Origin of the sequence: Pseudoduganella sp. RAF53_2 (genome assembly GCF_052113985.1) — a bacterium.
GTDB lineage: Bacteria > Pseudomonadota > Gammaproteobacteria > Burkholderiales > Burkholderiaceae_D > Rugamonas.
Genome location: NZ_JBFRDW010000020.1, coordinates 1 through 14,073 on the forward strand (window position 1 = coordinate 1; position 14,073 = coordinate 14,073).

Consider the following 14,073-nt stretch of genomic DNA (forward strand, 5'->3'; position numbering starts at 1 on the left):
ATCCAGCCTGCATCCACCCGGGCTGCCGTGCGGGTCAGGCTGATCACGAGCTGTTTGTTCATGAACACGTCCTGCAGCGCCATGGTGCGCTGGACCACCAGGCGCGGCACGCCCTCGGCATCCTTCAGGCGCATGACGGAAACGTCATTGCCGGTCTGGCGATGCTGGGACAGGTAATCGCGCCCGCTCTGGTCGCGGAAGTGGGCCGGATCGGGCGGCACGAAGAGCAGGTGGCGGCCGTCGCCATCGGTGATGGCCACGTTCATATCGTCCGCATACAGGGCGGAGCGCATCACGGCGTCGAAGTATTCGGGATTGAGGATCATCACCACCGCGCCGGAACCGCAGCGGTCGTCGCGCCCCAGCGACATGGCCATCTTGATGTTGAAACTGTTTGGTTCGTTTTCATAAGGCTGATAGGCGTACATCATATTGCCGCTGCAGATGCGGGCCAGATCGCGCAGGAAGTTCTGGTCGTCCAGATGGCGGTCGCCCAGATCATCGTCCGACAGCACGATATTGCCATTGGGACGAATCGCCAGCAGGGCGCGTACGCCGGGCATGGAGCGCTTCAGGCCCTGGAACAGGGTATGGCGGCACACCTCGTCGCAATTGGCTTCCACATCGAAGGCGGCGCGGGCGCTGAGCAGGCCGGAACGCACGCCTTCCAGCTGCCGGTGCAGGCTCTGGCTGATGACGATGGCTTGCGAGCGCATGCGCTCGGCCTCGGTGAATTCGGCCATGCGCCTTTCGCTCAGGATCAGGTAGCCAAGCAGCAGGAAGCTCGACAGCAAGCCTGCCGCAAACACGACCCATTCGGTTACCGGCCTGGCCGCCTGGCGTTCGCCCAGCACACGCCACAGGAGTTTAGTGAACACGCTCGCCTCCGCTGATAGGATAGCGTTACGATAGCGGCCGCCCCCGTGTGGCACCATCAGACGAGGGTATGCTCCCTTAAACTTAGGTATGAGACTGATTCGGCACAGAGATATGCAAAAGACAATCATGGCGCTGCTGGCGCTGGCATCCGGACTGGCTTGCGCGCAGGCGCAGGCCGGCAACTGGGTGGTGAGAGTGGACGGTGCCGGTCCGCTGAAAATCGGTATGAAATTCGATACCGTCAACCGCGTGCTGGGCGACCACATGGAACGTACGCCGCCGCCATTGCGCGCCAACGGCAATTGTTTCTACGTTCGCCCGGCGGATGATCCCAGCCTGATGCTGATGTTCGTGGACGATGTGTTGCGCCGCGTTCACGCGGTAGAGGAGGGCAGCGCCTCCGAACGCGGCGTGGCGGTGGGCGATTCCGTGGAAAAAGTGCGACAGATCTACGGCGAAGCCGTCAAGGATGAGCCCAATGCCTACGATGCCTCCGAGCACTATTTGACCGTGCACACGGGCGGCGGGCAGTATGCGCTGCGCTTCGAAACCAGCAAAGGACGCATTTCCGCCCTCTACGCCGGTGACTGGCGCCAGGTGCAGTGGACGGAAGGTTGCTCCTGAAATGTTAGCGTTATTCATTTTGCTCTAGACAACGGAGAAATGCTGCGYCGCAGCTACGGTTTAGAGCGTTGTAGCTATGTAACTCCAAAATGGTTGCGCATAACATTTGTTGTTAGATTTTGTTGACAATAACAATTCGAAGCTCCTAAACTGACATGGTCGCGCAACCACTACGACAAAAATTAAAGGAGACACAGATGTTGATGCAGAAGAAGCCGGGGCTGCACGCCCGTCGGCAAGTTGTGCTCGGCCTGTCCGTCATGGCCAGCCTGATCTCGCAAGCCTATGCACAGGAAGCCGCAGATAGCACGATGCAAACCGTGCAAGTGACCGGCTACCGTAATTCCCTGCTGTCCTCGGCGAAGGACAAGAAGGAAGCCATCGGCTTCCAGGACTCGATCAATGCCGAAGACCTCGGCAAGTTCCCCGACAAGAACATCGCTGAATCGCTGAGCCGCATTCCGGGCGTGGGCGTGTCGCGCGATGTGACCGGCGAAGGCATGAACATTCAGATTCGTRGCCTCGGCTCCAGCTTCACCAAGATCCTGCTGAACGGCTCCTCGATTGCCGTGGCATCGTCCGGCCCGATCGACGGCGCCAACACCAACCGTGAGGTCGACCTCGACCTGCTGCCAACCGACCTGTTCACCAAGCTGACCGTGTCGAAGAGCCCGACCGCCGACATGCTGGAGGGCGGCGCCGCTGGTGTAGTGAATATGCGCAGCGCCCGTCCGTTCGACAAGGAAGGCCGCAACATCGCCGTCAACATCACCGGCACCAAGCAGCAGATCGACAAGGACTACGGCCACCGCGGTTCCGTGCTGGCCAGCCAGACCTTCGGCGACACCTGGGGTGTGCTGGGCGGCATTTCCTGGTCGCGCCAGCAGTCCCGTACCACCGGTTTCGAAACCGTGGGCTGGACCAACGCCAACCTGTCGGCTGCACAGAATCCTTCCTCCACGCGTAACAACACCGGCGGCGGCAACTGGACCATTCCAGGCACCGTACCGGCAGGCGTGGGCAATGGCCTGGTGGCAGGCACCCCGATCGACCAGGCATTCCTGCTGTCGCACAATCCGGGCCTGAACATCACCCAGATCGACAACGCAATTCTGCCGCGTCTGGGCCGTACCATGGATTACTTCGGTACCCGCGACAAGATTTCCGCGATCTTCAGCGCCGAATACCGTCCGACCAAGGACCTGCACTTCTACCTCGACACCATGTACAGCAAGAAGGACGATGACATGCAGCGCATCGCCTACACCTGGGCTGTGCGTAACATGGGCGAAATCCCGCTCAACATGACTGTCGACAAGTCGGACTGCACCAACGGCTGTACCGTGACCGGCGGCACCTTCGCCAATGCCTACAACTTCATCGAGTTCGGCCCACGCCGCGACAAGACGGACCTGAAGGGTATCAACCCGGGCATGGAATGGAAGATCAACGATAAGCTGAAGCTGGACGCACAGGCCAACTACAACAAGTCGAACTTCACCCACGAAGCACCGACCGTGATGCCGTTCTCCTCGGTGAACACCATCACGTACACCAACGGCGGCGACATTCCGACCATCGCTTCCGCGCTGGATCTGAACAACCCGTCCAGCTACAACTGGTCCGGTGGCCGCGTCAACATCCAGAACGAGATCCGGAATACCACCACCAAAGGTGCACACGCCGATCTGACCTGGGGCGACAAGAAGTTCGCCATCAAGGGCGGTCTGGCATACGACGATATCGATCGCCGCATCCGCGCGCAGGACAACTCCGCTGCATGGCAGGCTGCCGTCTGCGGCAACAATCCTAGCGTGTTCCTGCAAGGTCCGAACGGTGCGCCAACCTGTAACGGCGACAGCACCCCAGGCGCCAGCGCTGCTGCCCTGTATCCGGGCTACGGCACCGGCTACACTGCCGGCCAGACTACGCCGCTGGTCTACCAGGGTTCTCTGATCCCGGCCAGCAAGTTCCAGAGCTATCTGGTGCCAGGCCCATACGGTGCTCTGGTAGTGGACTGGAACCGCTTCCGTGCCGATTCGAACTACGACCTGTACAACAGCACCGCGCCTGATTCCGGCGCATCGTCGACCGGCGCCAGCGCTGGCTTCATCCGTGAGAAGTCGAAAGGCATCTACCTGGAAACGAGCGGCGAATACTCGCTGGCTGGCATGCCACTGCGCTACAACGGCGGTATCCGCTACGTTCGTACCAGCCAGTCTGTTGGTTCGCGTAACTCGGTGAGCGATCCACGCAATGCTTCGCTGACCCTGAACGGCAGCAAGTACCCGAACGTTGACCAGTGGGTGTATGTGGACCAGTCCTACGGCAACACCCTGCCGTCCGGTACTCTGGCTCTGAGCATTCGTGACGACATCGTGGCCCGTGCAGCAGCATCGCGCACCATGACCCGTGCTAACCCGAACGATCTGCGTCCTGGTATTAACTTCTCCTCCGTGTCTGCCGACGTTGGTACTATCGGCAATCCGGAACTGAAGCCATACATCTCGGATAACATCGACCTGGGCATCGACTGGTACACCGGCCGCGAAGGCTATGTGAGCCTGACCCTGTTCCAGAAGAAGGTTGCCGGCTTCACCGTGCAGGAAAACATCACGATGCCTTTCAGCGCTCTGGCGCAGTACGGTATCAACTACAACACGCTGATCCCGAACCAGCAGGCGGCAATCAATGCACGCGGCGGTCCTGATGCAGCAACCGTGGTGATGACCCGTTCCCGCAACGCCAGCGGCGAGCTGACCATCCGCGGTCTGGAACTGGGTTGGGTACAGCCTCTGGACAAGATCCTGCCGGTCAAGGGCTTCGGTATCAACGAAACCGCGACGCTGATCAACCAGAGCGCATCGGGTGAAGGTTCGGCGGGCTTCGTGGCACTGGGCGTGCCGCGCAAGACCAACAACTTCGCCATCTACTACGAGAACCACGGCTACATGGCCCGCCTGTCGCACACCTACTCGCAAGGTAGCCAGGTGGCCTACGCTAACCAGAACGGCATCACCGCTGCCGCGCTGTTCGGCGACGCCTACAAGCAGCTGGACTTCTCGTCGAGCGTAGAACTGGACACCGTGTTCAACCGCGATGGCCTGCCAACGCTGACCTTCGACGTGGTGAACCTGGGTGACAACGTACGCCGTTCGTACTTCCAGTTCCCTAACGCGACGATGTCCGAGTACAAGCCAGGCCGTACCTACGCCCTCGGCCTGCGCATGAAGTTCTAAGGTATCTCTCCCGACTGCCAGGTGGGCCCCGGCAGTCCTTTCCCGTCCCGTCGCCGCGCAAGTGGCGACGGGATTTTTTCTTGAGGGTTTGAAATGAAAGCACTACGCAATTCCTTGCGCCTGTCCGCACTCGCCCTGTGCCTGGCCAGCGCTGCCGCGCCCGCGCTGGCCGACGCGCCCATGCCGCTTCTGCGCAAGCAGGGCACGACGTCCCAGCTGATCGTGGACGGCAAGCCTTTCCTCGTGCTGGGCGGCGAACTGCATAACTCCACCGCCTCCAGCCTCGCATACCTGGACAAGAAGTGGCCGCTGCTGAAATCGGCCGAAGTGAATACCATCATCGCGCCGGTCGAGTGGGACCAGATCGAGCCAAGCGAGGGGCACTTCGACTTTACCGTGCTGGATGGCATGCTGCAGCAGGCCCGCGCCAACAATACGCGCATCGTGCTGCTGTGGTTTGGCGCGTGGAAGAATTCCATGTCCAGCTACGCCCCGGCCTGGGTCAAGCACGACTACAACYGCTTCCCGCGTGCGCGCAACCGCGCGGGCGAGCCGCAGGATATTCTCACCCCGTTCAGCGACAAGATGCTGAGCGCCGACCAGGCGGCCTTCTCCGCGCTGATGCATCACCTGAAAGACGTCGATGGCCAGCGTACCGTCATCATGGTGCAGGTCGAAAATGAAATCGGCATGCTGCCGGATGTGCGCGACTTTGGGCCGCTGGCCAATGCGGCGCTGAAGCAGCAGGTGCCGGCGCAATTGATCTCCTACCTGAAGGCACATCGCGAGGGCTTGAATCCATACGTGAAAACGCTGTGGGATGCCAATGGCGCGCGCAGCAGCGGCACCTGGGCCGAGGTGTTCGGCACCTCGATCGAGGCCGAAGAAGTGTTCCAGGCCTGGCATTACGCCGTGTTCACCGATGCGCTTACCAAAGCGGGCAAGGCGGCATATGGCCTGCCGATGTATGTGAACGTGGCGCTGAACCGTCCGGGCAAAAAGCCGGGTGAATATCCGAGCGCGGGTCCGCTGCCGCATCTGTTCGACATCTGGAAGGCGGGTGCGCCGGTAGTGGACTTCATCGGCATCGATACTTACTTCCCGAACTATCTGGACTGGGCGCGCAAGTTCAAGCGTCCGGATAATCCGCTGTTCGTACCGGAAGGGAATTACTCGGGCCGTCCGGAGATCGGCGCCAACGCTTTCTTCTCGATCGGCGAGCTGGATGCGATCGGCTATTCGCCTTTCGCCATCGATGGTCCGAAGGACTACAGCAAGGACACCATGCCGGGCGCCTTCCGCGTGCTGCGCGAACTGACGCCGCAGATCCTGGCGGCGCAGGGCATGGGCAAAATGCGCGGCTTCAAAGCGCCTGCGACCTATGAAGGCAAGGTCGATATGCGCATGCAGACGGCCAGGCTGGGCAAGTACACGCTGGAGGTGAGCTTCAATCCGCCGTGGGAAAAGGAACCGAAGGAAGAAGAAGTCAGCACGCACGGCGGCCTGGTGATCCAGACCGGCGAGAACGACTTCATCGTGGCCGGCAAAGGCATTGTCGTCGTGTTCAAGGACGCTGAAGGCAAGGCTGCGGTGGGCATCGAGAAGCTGGTCGAAGGCATGTCCGGCGATGGACGCTGGCTGAACGGCGACGAAAGCCACCAGGGGCGCCATGTGCAGCTGCCGGCCGGCGAATTCGGCATTCAGCGCGTTACGCTGTACAAGTTCAAGTAAGACTGCGGAACTGCTTCCGGTAGGCCGAGGGCGAAAGCTGCATGGCCGACCGGAAGTGCTGGCGCAGCGACAGTGCGGTGCCAAAGCCCGCTTCCTGCGCGATCATCTCGATCGGCGCTTCGCTGGTTTCCAGCATGCGCTGGGCTTGCGCCAGGCGCTGGTTCAGCAGCCATTGTTTGAATGAGGTGCCGGTCGCTTGGCGGAAGTGGCGCGTGAAATTGCGGCGGCTCATTGCGGCGCGTTCGGCCAGCGCATCCAGGCTGTGTTCATGTTTCAGGTGATGGCTGACCCAGTCCAGCACTTGGGCGAAGCGGCCGTCGCTGCCGGTGACGGGCACGGGACGTTCGATGAACTGTGCCTGTCCGCCCTCGCGATGCGGCGCCACCAGCAGGCGGCGCGCACGGCTGGTCGCCGCTTCCGCGCCGCTCATCTGGCGCAGCAAATGCAGGCAGCAATCCAGTCCGGCTGCCACGCCGCCGGAAGTCAGCACATCTCCCTCATCCACATACAGGACTTCGCGGTTCACCACGACCGCGGGATGGCGGCGCGCCAGTTCGTCCGCGAATTCCCAATGCGTGGTGGCGGTCTTTCCATTCAGCAGCCCTGCTTCGGCCAGCGCGAAGGCGCCCAGGCACAGGCCGACCACGCGCGCGCCGCGCGCATGCGAGCGGCGCAGGGCGTCCAGCAGCACGGGCGGAGTGGGGCGGCAGTCGTCGTGCCAGGACGGCATGATGACCAGGTGGGCCTCGTCCAGCGCGTCCAGGCCGCGCGCGGTGGCGATGGAGAAGCCGGATGTGGTTTGCAGCGGCAGCGGATCGGCGGCGCACACTGTCACCTCATAGACCGGGCCAAACACCAGGCTGGGCACGGAAAGATGGAAGGGATTGATGCCGTCAAAGGCGATGACGGCTATTTTCAGGCCACGGCAGTTAGGGAAGGCGGGAGACATGGCCCGATTATATCGAATATCGTCCTGCGGGCCGCTGTTGGGCTGCCGCGCCCGGCGCGAGAATGCCTTCACTTTAACCACGAAGGAGAACACAYATGCCTAAACGCGCCCTGATCGTCATCGACGTCCAAAACGAATACTTCACCGGCAAGATGAAGATCGAGTACCCGCCGGTCGCGCACTCGCTGCCGAATATTCTTGCCGCGATGCGCGCGGCCAAGGCGGCCGGCATTCCGGTCGTGATCGTGCGCCACGATGCGCCGGAGGCGTCGCCGATCTTTGCCAAAGGCTCGCAGACCTGGGAACTGCATCCTGAAATCGCGGCGCTGCCGGCCGATCTGCTGGTGCCGAAGACCAAGGCCAGCGCCTTCGAAGGCACGGAGCTGCGCGCCTGGCTGGCGGCACGCGGCATCGACACGATTACCGTGGTGGGCTATATGACGCACAACTGCTGCGCCGCTGCGATCTATCAGGCGGGCGAACTGAAGGCGGAATTCCTGGCGGATGCGGCAGGTTCGCCGTCGTATGAAAACGCTGCGGGCAAGGTCAGCGCGGAAGAAATCCACCGCACGTACTGCACCATCTTCCACTCGAATTTTGCTGCCGTGGCGAGCACGCATGAGTGGATTGCGGCAGTGGAGGAGGGCCGGGCGCTGGAGACGGACAACATCTTCCTGTCGGTGCAGCGCACCAAGTAAAAAACAAAAAACCCCGCGATTGCGGGGTTTTTTTCAGAAGCGAAGATCGGATTACTTGATCTTGGTTTCTTTGTAGGTCACGTGCTTACGGGCTTTAGGATCGAACTTCATGATCTCCATCTTGCCAGGCATCGTGCGCTTGTTCTTGGTGGTGGTGTAGAAGTGACCAGTACCTGCGGTCGATTCCAGCTTGATTTTGTCGCGGCCAGTTTTTGCCATGATAGCTCCCTATTAAACTTTCTCGCCACGGGCACGCATGTCGGCCAGAACGGCGTCGATGCCGACCCGTATGTCTACAAGGGCTAGCGCCTGCACCAGAGAGCGCGTCAGCAGCAGGTCGGACTCGCTGGGTTCGGGATTTCCGGAAGGGTGGTTGTGAGCCAGCATGACCGCCGCCGCGTTGCGCGCCAGCGCTTCCCGCACCACTTCGCGCGGATAAACGCTGGCATGGGTGAGCGTGCCGCGAAACAATTCGCGTGCTTCGATCAGGCGGTTGCGCACGTCGAGGAACAGCACGTGGAAAGATTCATAAGGCCGTCCGGCCATGGCCAGCTGAAGGTATTCCTTCACAGCGCCGGGCGAAGTGAAGGCTTGGCCACTTTGCAATTCCTCGCCGATCGCGCGCCGCGCCAGTTCCAGCACGGCCTGCAGTTGCGCGTACTTGGCCGCGCCCAGGCCGGGGATGGCTGAAAACTCCGGCAGTGTGGCGCGAAACAGCCCATGCAGGGAGCCGAAGTGCCGCACCATCTCGCCTGCCAGTTCGATGGCATTTTTGCCGCGCGTGCCGACGCGCAGGAAAATCGCCAGCAATTCCGCATCCGACAACGCCCGCGCGCCATCCCGTATCAAGCGTTCGCGCGGACGCTGTTCTTCCGGCCAGTCGGCAATTCCCATAGTGCCCCCGCTGCGCCGGAAGGCCCGGCATAGAGAGGGATTATTGCCTTTCCTGCAGCGCGCGAGTTTGAGCTAGCTCAGCGTGCTTGCGGCGGACGATAAACCACCGTGGCGTCGACGGCGTACAGATAGCAGTGCTGCTTGTACTCCGCTTCGCAGGCCTTGATCACGCGCTCGGCCGGTTCGCGCGGCGCGGTTTTGTCTTTCGGCGTCAGGCTCCAGGTGAGCCAGGTGTGGCCGTCGTCGCTGATGGCGAAGGCGCGCGGCGTAGGCGCGTTCAGGTAGCGCCGGTAATTCGCTTCGGGACCGTCGCCAGTGACCACGGATTTGAACTTGGCGATGTCGTCGATCGCCGCGAACCCGGAAGCTTGCGGCACCGGCCGAGGGCTGGGGCTCGCGGACAGGGCAGGCGCCGGTGCGGGGGCTGGCGACTGCGAAGTCGACGGTGACGACGATGGTGATGTCGATGGTGATGTTGATGGCGATGGCGCCCGTGCCGTGGCTGGCCCCGCCGCAGCCTTCTTGCGCGCGTCGGCCTGCGCCTGCCACACCGCATGGCGCTCCGGCAAATTCTTGATCAGCTTGATCGGCACCGCAATATTGAGATTCTGCCCGCTGCGCATGGTCGCAGTCGTAATGCCAATCAGCTGTCCGTTTTCGTCGAACACCCCGCCGCCACTGGAGCCCGGCGAAATCGGCGCGCTGATCTGAATCCAGCTCAACGCCTGCTTGCTGTCGCGGCGCAGTGCCGAGATCAGGCCATCGCTCAGCGTAAGTTCCAGCCCCTGCGGATTACCGAGTGCATAAATGCGGCTGCCGACGGCCAGCTTGTCGCTATCGCCAATCTCCACGGCCGGCGCAGGCAGATTGCGCGCGGTGATCTGGCACAGGTCGTCTTCAATATCCACATACTGCAAGGATATGCCGTAAGCGCGATTGTCCTGGCGCACCGCCGCGCTGCGTCCGGTGACGAGCACGTGGCAGTTGGTCAGCAATGTCTCATGGCCGATCACCACCGCGCTGCCGATGCCCACCGGCTTGCCCTGCGCGTCAAAGGCCACCACCTGCCAGACGCTGGGCGCCAGCCTGGTATAAAGCTGATCGGCCGGCAGGGCGTAAGCCGAGCCCGCCAGCAGCAGGCCAGCCAGAGCGGAATACAGACGGGAGCGCGCCATGAATTTCCTTTCGATAAAGTTAGCAAGGAAATAATAAACGGATTCGCTATTACTGAGAAGTCGCCTTTAAAACGGGCAGGGGAGCGGCCAAAGCTTTACAATAGCGGTTTGTCTGCTATACGAATTGCCATGTCTAACGTAGTTACCTCTTCGGCCTATCTGACCCTGCATTACCGTCTCGCCACGCTGGACGGAACCGATATTGTTTCGACCTTCAACGGCAACCCGGCCACGCTGATGCTGGGCCAGGGCCAGTTGGCGCCGCAGCTGGAAGAGCTGCTGATCGGTCTGCCGGAGGGGACGCATAAAGTGTTCGAACTGGCTCCGGAACAGGGTTTCGGCCCACGCAATCCGGAACTGGTGCAAGCTGTAACTCGCGCTACACTAGATGAGAATTCGGTGCCCGGCGCAGAATACAAAGTAGGTGATCTGGTGGACTTCGCGGCGCCTGGTGGCGGCCGTTTTGCCGGCGTTCTGCGCGAATTGCGCGACGATGCGGCAATTTTCGACTTCAATCACCCGCTGGCTGGCCAGCCGGTGAAGTTTGAAGTGAACCTTATCTCTGTGCTGTAAGGAATCATGGAAAAAGAACTTCTTCTCGCTCAGCCCCGCGGCTTCTGTGCCGGCGTGGACCGCGCTATCGAAATCGTCGAGCGCGCGCTGCAGCAGTTTGGCGCGCCAATCTACGTGCGCCACGAGATCGTGCACAACGCCTATGTGGTCGCGGACCTGCGCGCAAAAGGCGCCATCTTCATCGAAGAACTGGAAGACGTCCCGTCCGGCAATACGCTGGTGTTCTCGGCGCACGGCGTGTCCAAGGCGGTGCGGGCGGAAGCTGAAGCACGCGGCCTGTCGATCTTCGACGCCACCTGTCCGCTGGTGACCAAGGTGCACGTGGAAGTGGCCAAGATGCGCAAGCAGGGCTGCGAGATCGTGATGATCGGTCACGACGGCCATCCGGAAGTGGAAGGCACCATGGGCCAGGCCGAGCAGGGCATGTACCTGGTCGAAACCGTGGAAGACGTGCAGAAGCTGGAGGTGAATAATCCTGACCAGCTGGCTTACGTGTCGCAGACCACCCTGTCGGTGGACGACACCGCCGACATCATCGATGCACTGAAACAGCGCTTCCCGAACATTATTGAACCAAAAAAGGGCGACATCTGCTACGCCACCACCAACCGTCAGGAAGCCGTGAAGTTCATGGCGCCGCAGGTGGAAGTGGTGATCGTGGTCGGCAGCCCGAACAGCTCGAACTCCAACCGCCTGCGCGAAGTGGCGGAGAAGAAGGGCACCCCGGCCTATATGGTCGACAACGCCTCCCAGATCAATCCAGCCTGGCTGGATGGCAAGCAGCGCGTTGGCGTAACGGCCGGCGCCTCGGCCCCGGAAGTGCTGGTGGAAGCGGTGATCGCGCGCCTGAAGGAACTGGGCGTGAAGAGCGTGCGTCCGCTGGACGGCGTGCACGAAGCGGTGACCTTCCCCCTGCCAAAAGGCCTGGACGGCAGCAAAACGGCTGTGATGTGAATTAAATTCAGCATTTCCCGCATTTTCAACGTTTAGTTTTTTCAATCCTTCGTTATTATTGCGAAGCTTGTAAAGTTGGATGCATAACGGCACACTTTTTGCGTGCTGGAACAGCGGCGTCAAACGACGGCACCTGCGAGGGTCACCTCGGGTGCCGTTTTTATTACTGAATAAGGCAATCACATCCAATGGATACCTTTATCCAACAAATTCTCAATGGCCTGGTGCTGGGCAGCATGTACGCGCTGATCGCCCTCGGCTACACCATGGTCTACGGTGTCCTGAACCTGATTAACTTCGCCCACGGCGACGTGCTGATGATCGGCGCGATGATCGGCCTCTCCATCCTTAAGCTGCTGGGCGTGTATGCGCCGGGCCTGCCGGGTTATGTGCAGCTGGCGATTGCCATCCTTGGCGCCATCCCGGCCTGCATGCTGGTCAATATCGTCATCGAACGCGTCGCATATCGCCGCCTGCGCAATGCACCACGCCTGGCGCCGCTGATTACGGCGATTGGCGTGTCGTATCTGTTGCAGACGTTTGCCATGATGATCTGGGGCCGCAACCCGTTGCCTTTCCCGCAGCTGCTGCCAAGCGAGCCAATCATGGTGGGCGGCGCGGTGATCAGCGTGACCCAGGTGCTACTGCTGGTACTGGCCGCTGCGTCCATGTTCGGGCTGGTGATGCTGGTTGAGCGCACCCGTATGGGCCGCGCGATGCGCGCCGTGGCCGAGAACCCGCGCGTGGCGGGCCTGATGGGCGTGGATTCTAACAAGATCATCGTCGCCACTTTCGCCATCGGCGCTGCGCTGGCCGCGGTGGCGGGCGTGATGTGGGGCGCGAACTATGCGTCGATCCAGTTTGCGATGGGCTTCGTGCCGGGCCTGAAGGCCTTCTCCGCTGCGGTGCTGGGCGGTATCGGCAATATCTACGGCGCCATGATCGGCGGCATCGTGCTGGGCATTATCGAATCGCTGGGCGCCGGCTATATCGGCGACCTGACCGGCGGCTTCCTCGGCTCGAACTACCAGGATATTTTCGCCTTCATCGTGCTGATCCTGGTGCTGACGGTGCGTCCGTCCGGCATCATGGGCGAGCGTGTCGCGGACCGTGCGTAAAAGGATAAGAACATGGCACTCCTGACTTTCGACACTCAAAAAAATCCGAAGCAAGCCTATGCCAGCATGGCGATCGTGCTGGCGCTGCTGGTGATCTTCCCGTTTGCCGCCGCGCCGTTCGGCAACTCGTGGGTCCGCATCGCCGACCTGGCGCTGCTGTACATCATGCTAGCCGTCGGCCTGAACATCGTGGTCGGTTTCGCCGGCCTGCTGGACCTGGGCTATATCGCTTTCTACGCGCTGGGCGCGTACATGACCGGCTTGCTGGCCTCGCCGCAGTTCGCGACCGTGCTGGAATCGCTGATCAATCTGAATCCGCAGATCGGCGATGCGCTGGCTTCGGTGCTGGGTGAAGACATCCGTACCAATGGCATCCATTTGTCCGTGTGGGCGATCGTGCCGCTGGCTGCCGCGCTGGCCGGCGTGGCCGGTGCGCTGCTCGGCGCGCCGACGCTGAAGCTGCGCGGCGACTACCTGGCCATCGTGACGCTGGGCTTCGGTGAGATCATCCGTATCTTCATGAACAACCTGAACGATCCGATCAACATCACCAACGGTCCGCAAGGTATCAATCTGATCGACCCGATCAAGGTGTTTGGTGTGAACCTGGCCGGTGAGGCGGGTTCGCGTGCGACCGTGATGGTGGGCGGCCTGTCCATGCCGTCCGTGAACGCCTACTACTTCCTGTTCCTGCTGCTGGCGATTGCCACGGTATTCATCACCACCCGCCTGCAGCACTCGCGCCTGGGCCGCGCCTGGGTGGCGATCCGCGAAGACGAAATCGCTGCAAAGGCCATGGGCATCAATACCCGCAACGTGAAGCTGCTGGCGTTCTCGATGGGCGCGACCTTCGGCGGCGTGGCCGGTTCGATGTTCGCAGCCTTCCAGGGCTTCGTATCGCCGGAATCGTTCTCGCTGACCGAATCGATCGCCGTGCTGGCGATGGTGGTGCTGGGCGGTATTGGCCACATCCCTGGCGTGGTGCTGGGCGGCGCGCTGCTGGCGGCCCTGCCGGAAATCCTGCGCCACGTGGTGGAGCCGATGCAGGAAAAGATCTTCGGCCACGTGATCATTGAAGCGGAAGTGCTGCGCCAGCTGCTGTACGGCCTGGCGATGGTGGTGATCATGCTGTATCGCCCGGCCGGTATCTGGCCGTCGCCGAAGCATGAAGACCGGCCGGATGCGTCGTCCGATGCGGACAGCAAAGGCCAGTCGTCCGGCGTGATGGCAGCATGAGGA

The 14,073-nt window shown here is 61.6% G+C and carries 13 protein-coding genes; 8 read left to right on the forward strand and 5 right to left on the reverse strand.

Going from position 1 to position 14,073, the window contains the following annotated elements; all coding sequences use genetic code 11:
- The coding region (locus tag AB4Z11_RS02360; protein ID WP_442022547.1) for a hypothetical protein at positions 1-878 on the reverse strand (878 nt) is incomplete at its 3' end.
- A 112-nt stretch (positions 879-990) separates the two neighbouring features.
- Here AB4Z11_RS02360 and AB4Z11_RS02365 point away from each other — a divergent pair.
- The 3 genes from AB4Z11_RS02365 to AB4Z11_RS02375 all read left to right on the forward strand — a co-directional run bounded on the left by AB4Z11_RS02365 (position 991) and on the right by AB4Z11_RS02375 (position 6,473).
- Positions 991-1,503 carry a hypothetical protein gene (locus AB4Z11_RS02365; protein WP_442022549.1) on the forward strand — a complete coding sequence of 171 codons (513 nt, stop codon included), beginning with the start codon at positions 991-993 and terminating at the stop codon, positions 1,501-1,503.
- Positions 1,504-1,700: 197 nt separating this feature from the next.
- A complete protein-coding gene (locus tag AB4Z11_RS02370) occupies positions 1,701-4,742 on the forward strand; it encodes a TonB-dependent receptor (RefSeq protein WP_442022551.1) in 3,042 nt (1,013 codons plus the stop codon).
- Positions 4,743-4,835: 93 nt separating this feature from the next.
- A complete protein-coding gene (locus AB4Z11_RS02375) occupies positions 4,836-6,473 on the forward strand; it encodes a GH35 family beta-galactosidase (protein WP_442022553.1) in 1,638 nt (545 codons plus the stop codon).
- On the opposite strand, the gene AB4Z11_RS02380 is transcribed toward AB4Z11_RS02375, so the two are convergent.
- The gene (locus AB4Z11_RS02380) at positions 6,466-7,422 is read right to left on the reverse strand and encodes a GlxA family transcriptional regulator (protein WP_442022555.1); all 957 of its coding nucleotides are present in this window, start codon (positions 7,420-7,422) and stop codon (positions 6,466-6,468) included. The genes AB4Z11_RS02375 and AB4Z11_RS02380 overlap by 8 nt on opposite strands.
- Before the next feature lie 95 nt (positions 7,423-7,517).
- On the opposite strand from AB4Z11_RS02380, the gene AB4Z11_RS02385 reads away from it, so the two are divergent.
- Positions 7,518-8,120, forward strand: coding sequence for a cysteine hydrolase family protein (locus AB4Z11_RS02385; protein ID WP_442022557.1), 603 nt, complete (start codon positions 7,518-7,520; stop codon positions 8,118-8,120).
- A gap of 51 nt (positions 8,121-8,171) precedes the next feature.
- On the opposite strand, the gene rpmG is transcribed toward AB4Z11_RS02385, so the two are convergent.
- The 3 genes from rpmG to AB4Z11_RS02400 all read right to left on the reverse strand — a co-directional run bounded on the left by rpmG (position 8,172) and on the right by AB4Z11_RS02400 (position 10,189).
- Entirely contained in the window at positions 8,172-8,339 is a 168-nt protein-coding gene (rpmG, locus tag AB4Z11_RS02390; protein ID WP_050411857.1) for a 50S ribosomal protein L33, read from the reverse strand.
- Positions 8,340-8,351: 12 nt separating this feature from the next.
- Positions 8,352-9,014, reverse strand: coding sequence for a RadC family protein (radC, locus tag AB4Z11_RS02395; protein WP_442022560.1), 663 nt, complete (start codon positions 9,012-9,014; stop codon positions 8,352-8,354).
- Between the two features lie 77 nt (positions 9,015-9,091).
- Positions 9,092-10,189, reverse strand: coding sequence for a S1C family serine protease (locus AB4Z11_RS02400; protein ID WP_442022562.1), 1,098 nt, complete (start codon positions 10,187-10,189; stop codon positions 9,092-9,094).
- A gap of 129 nt (positions 10,190-10,318) precedes the next feature.
- On the opposite strand from AB4Z11_RS02400, the gene AB4Z11_RS02405 reads away from it, so the two are divergent.
- The 4 genes from AB4Z11_RS02405 to AB4Z11_RS02420 all read left to right on the forward strand — a co-directional run bounded on the left by AB4Z11_RS02405 (position 10,319) and on the right by AB4Z11_RS02420 (position 14,070).
- Positions 10,319-10,762 (forward strand): FKBP-type peptidyl-prolyl cis-trans isomerase, encoded by a 444-nt coding sequence (locus AB4Z11_RS02405; RefSeq protein WP_442022564.1) that lies wholly within the window; start codon positions 10,319-10,321, stop codon positions 10,760-10,762.
- A 6-nt stretch (positions 10,763-10,768) separates the two neighbouring features.
- Positions 10,769-11,716, forward strand: a complete 948-nt coding sequence (gene ispH, locus AB4Z11_RS02410) for a 4-hydroxy-3-methylbut-2-enyl diphosphate reductase (RefSeq protein WP_442022566.1) — start codon at positions 10,769-10,771, stop codon at positions 11,714-11,716.
- Positions 11,717-11,904: 188 nt separating this feature from the next.
- The gene (locus AB4Z11_RS02415) at positions 11,905-12,834 is read left to right on the forward strand and encodes a branched-chain amino acid ABC transporter permease (protein WP_442022568.1); all 930 of its coding nucleotides are present in this window, start codon (positions 11,905-11,907) and stop codon (positions 12,832-12,834) included.
- A gap of 12 nt (positions 12,835-12,846) precedes the next feature.
- Positions 12,847-14,070 (forward strand): ABC transporter permease subunit, encoded by a 1,224-nt coding sequence (locus AB4Z11_RS02420; protein WP_442022570.1) that lies wholly within the window; start codon positions 12,847-12,849, stop codon positions 14,068-14,070.
- Positions 14,071-14,073: the final 3 nt, after the last annotated feature.

Coding starts and splice junctions, on each gene's coding strand:
- AB4Z11_RS02365 (WP_442022549.1), top strand. CDS start 991: ATGCAAAAGACAATCATGGCGCTGCTGGCGCTGGCATCCGGACTGGCT.
- AB4Z11_RS02380 (WP_442022555.1), bottom strand. CDS start 7,422: ATGTCTCCCGCCTTCCCTAACTGCCGTGGCCTGAAAATAGCCGTCATC.
- AB4Z11_RS02385 (WP_442022557.1), top strand. CDS start 7,518: ATGCCTAAACGCGCCCTGATCGTCATCGACGTCCAAAACGAATACTTC.
- rpmG (WP_050411857.1), bottom strand. CDS start 8,339: ATGGCAAAAACTGGCCGCGACAAAATCAAGCTGGAATCGACCGCAGGT.
- radC (WP_442022560.1), bottom strand. CDS start 9,014: ATGGGAATTGCCGACTGGCCGGAAGAACAGCGTCCGCGCGAACGCTTG.
- AB4Z11_RS02400 (WP_442022562.1), bottom strand. CDS start 10,189: ATGGCGCGCTCCCGTCTGTATTCCGCTCTGGCTGGCCTGCTGCTGGCG.
- AB4Z11_RS02405 (WP_442022564.1), top strand. CDS start 10,319: ATGTCTAACGTAGTTACCTCTTCGGCCTATCTGACCCTGCATTACCGT.
- ispH (WP_442022566.1), top strand. CDS start 10,769: ATGGAAAAAGAACTTCTTCTCGCTCAGCCCCGCGGCTTCTGTGCCGGC.
- AB4Z11_RS02415 (WP_442022568.1), top strand. CDS start 11,905: ATGGATACCTTTATCCAACAAATTCTCAATGGCCTGGTGCTGGGCAGC.
- AB4Z11_RS02420 (WP_442022570.1), top strand. CDS start 12,847: ATGGCACTCCTGACTTTCGACACTCAAAAAAATCCGAAGCAAGCCTAT.